This window comes from Vibrio sp. ECSMB14106 (genome assembly GCF_000972265.1).
In the GTDB taxonomy this organism is placed as follows: domain Bacteria; phylum Pseudomonadota; class Gammaproteobacteria; order Enterobacterales; family Vibrionaceae; genus Vibrio; species Vibrio kanaloae.
The window spans coordinates 1-1,332 of record NZ_LAUM01000069.1 but is presented as its reverse complement, the minus strand read 5'-3'; the positions used below and the strand labels follow the sequence as shown (position 1 = coordinate 1,332).

The 1,332-nt window shown below is 41.6% G+C and carries 3 protein-coding genes; 1 reads left to right on the top strand and 2 read right to left on the bottom strand.

From position 1 onward, the window contains the following. The first annotated feature begins 158 nt into the window (after positions 1–158). A complete protein-coding gene (locus WR49_RS20670) occupies positions 159–518 on the top strand; it encodes a hypothetical protein (protein ID WP_137027297.1) in 360 nt (119 codons plus the stop codon). A gap of 146 nt (positions 519–664) precedes the next feature. Here the strand turns inward: WR49_RS20670 and WR49_RS20665 are convergent, their stop codons facing one another. Then, complete coding sequence (locus WR49_RS20665; RefSeq protein ID WP_046225271.1) at positions 665–943, bottom strand: type II toxin-antitoxin system RelE/ParE family toxin; 279 nt, start codon at positions 941–943, stop codon at positions 665–667. Beyond that, positions 940–1,224: a type II toxin-antitoxin system RelB/DinJ family antitoxin gene (locus tag WR49_RS20660; protein WP_006710667.1), complete on the bottom strand. Its 285-nt coding sequence runs from the start codon at positions 1,222–1,224 to the stop codon at positions 940–942. The genes WR49_RS20665 and WR49_RS20660 overlap by 4 nt, the downstream gene beginning before the upstream one ends. Positions 1,225–1,332: the final 108 nt, after the last annotated feature.

Here is a 1,332-nt window from a genome sequence, read left to right as displayed (position 1 = left end):
GTGCTTATTATCCATACAAAGCGTTTAAGACGGATTCACAACGCTTGGCACTTTTAGTTCGAATCGGCTTAAGTGTTTACGGCACAATGGTTTAGGTTAGGTGGCCGCGTTGTTCACCACTTAACGCGGCGTTATGAGCCACCATATCAAGGAGAGATATGATGTTAGATAAAGTTAGAGAAATCCTAGAACTTAATAATATTCAGTATGATGGAAATAATGACGTAGTTTACTGCAAGTTCCGTAAAGCTGGCTCGCAGGTAAGAATTTCCTACGATACCGAAAGTATGAGTTACAAGGTTTCTACTAATGAGTTTTTGCATTCAGTAAATGCAGCGTTTAGCTATGGTTTTGCTTTTGCTGCACCGTATATCTTTGATGGTGTTAGCTGGAGTTGGCTAGTATCCGCATTATCTATTTTTTCGGGTACGATAGCAGTTACTCAACTACTGCTAACTCAATTCAAACTTCTAGACTTGAAGCAGCAACTAAGGCAGTCCGGCATCTACTTGAACTAGGCTCATAACAAAGCATTTAAGACGGATTCCCAACGCTTGGCATTTTAGGTTTGCTTCAGTTTCAGTGTTTACGGCACAATACTTTAAGTGTGGTGGTCTGCGTTGCTCACCACTTAATGCGGCGTTAGTTTGCCCACCGACCACAATCAGTCGGTAGGAAATTTTTGCTTCTGGTGTAGAACTCGCATTACGCGAATCGCTGAACCGTCAACCCAGTAAGAAACGATCATTGAGATTTCGGGGATAATTAGTAATCGTCCTCGAATACCATCACGTTGAACACCCATTAATGGTTGCTCAAGTAAATTTTCTACTTTAGCTTCGATAATTTCGTCAGTTTTGTCTGCCGCATCAGGGTTGAAGTCATAAAGAAACTCAAAGATCTTCTCACGATCATTTAGCGATTCTTCTTCCCATAAAATCATTGTTGACCTCGGCTACGAATCTTTGCTTTTCGTTCAGCCATTCGTGCTTTTGCTGAGTCATGGTCAACAAATGAAGCTTTTCCTGAGTCAAACTTCTCAAATGCTAGGTTTACTTGTTCAGTTAACCAAGCGTCGTGAGATAATGCTTTGCGTTGTTGTTCAGCCATTTGCTCAGTAAGTTCACGGCAAGCATCGCTAAGTGTGCGTCCTTGGCTTTCAGCCATTTGCTGAGCTAAGCGTTTGATTTCGTCATCAACACGAAATTGAATTCTAGTGTCCATGAGTTGCTCCTAAATTAATGTACGCACAAATGTTAGCACTAGCGTCAGGCAAGGGCAACTAACAAGAGACTATGGCGTCAATAGTTAATTTTTGGCGCTACCTTTATC